General features: G+C 69.4%; 1 protein-coding gene. It reads right to left on the bottom strand.

Translation table 11 applies throughout. From position 1 onward, the window contains the following. Positions 1-1,265: MDR/SDR family oxidoreductase (locus ACH4RG_RS36485; RefSeq protein ID WP_398540932.1), on the bottom strand; the 1,265-nt coding region annotated here is incomplete at both ends.

The raw sequence follows: 1,265 nt of genomic DNA, 5'->3' as shown, positions 1-1,265 counted from the left end.
TGCGCGTCGAAGAGTTGGAGTGCGTGGGTGTTGGTGAGGGGGCGGATGGCGGTGCGGTTCATGCGGGCGAGGTCGTGGTCGGTGAGGTGGGCGGTCATGGTGCTGGCTTGGGCCCAGAGGCCCCAGGCGAGGCTGGTGGCGGGTTGGTGGTGGGTGTGGCGGTGGGTGGCGAGGGCGTCGAGGAAGGTGTTGGCGGCGGCGTAGTTGGCTTGGCCGGGGCTGCCGAGGTGGCCGGCGACGGAGGAGTAGAGGACGAAGGCGGCCAGGTCGAGGTGGCGGGTGTGGTGGTGGAGGTGGTGGGCGGAGTCGGCTTTGGTCTGGAGGACGGTGTGGAGTTGGTGGGGGGTGAGGGCGGTGAGGGTGGCGTCGTCGAGGGTGCCGGCGGTGTGGATGACGGCGGTGAGGGGGTGGTCGGTGGGGATGGTGGTGAGGGTGTGGGTGAGGGCTTGGGGGTCGCTGGTGTCGCAGGCGGTGATGGTGACGGTGGTGGCGCCGAGGTCGAGGAGTTCTTGGCGGAGGGTGGTGGCGTGGGGGTGGTGGGGTCCTTGGCGGGAGATGAGGTGGAGGTGGCGGATGTGGTGGTGGGTGGTGAGGTGGCGGGCGAGGAGGGTGGCGAGGGTGCCGGTGCCGCCGGTGATGAGGACGGTGCCGTCGGGGTTGAGGGGGGTGGGGATGTGGATGATGTTTTTGCCGGTGTGGCGGCCTTGGCTCATGTGGCGCAGGGCTTGGGGGAGGTCGGCGAGGTTCCAGGTGGTGTGGGGCAGGAGGGTGAGGGTGTGGTTGGTGAGGTGGTGGGTGATGGTGGTGAGCATGTGCTGGGTGTGGTCGGGGCCTGCTTCTTTGAGGTCGAAGGCGCGGTAGGTGCGGCCGGGGTGGGTGGTGGTGATGGTGTGGGGGTCCCGGATGTCGGTCTTGCCCATTTCGATGTAGCGGCCGGTGGGGTTGAGGAGGTCGAGTGAGGCGTCGACGTGGTCGCCGGCGAGGGAGCCGAGGATGATGTCCATGCCGTGGCCGTTGGTGTGGGTGTGGAAGGTGTCGCGGAAGTCGAGGGTGCGGGAGTTGGCGATGTGGTCGTCGTCCAGGCCCATGGCGTGGAGGGTGGGCCATTTGGCGGGGCTGGCGGTGGCGTAGACGTCGGCGCCCCAGAGGCGGGCGAGTTGGACGGCGGCCATGCCGACACCGCCGGCGGCGGCGTGGATCAGGACGCGTTCGCCGGGCTGGATGCCTGCCAGGTCCCGCAACCCGTAATACGCCGTCATGAACAC

It is taken from the genome of Streptomyces sp. NPDC021019, from assembly GCF_044333295.1.
Taxonomy (GTDB): Bacteria; Actinomycetota; Actinomycetes; order Streptomycetales; family Streptomycetaceae; genus Streptomyces.
The sequence above is the reverse complement of the archived record's forward strand: the minus strand, read 5'-3'. Positions and strand labels throughout refer to the sequence as shown.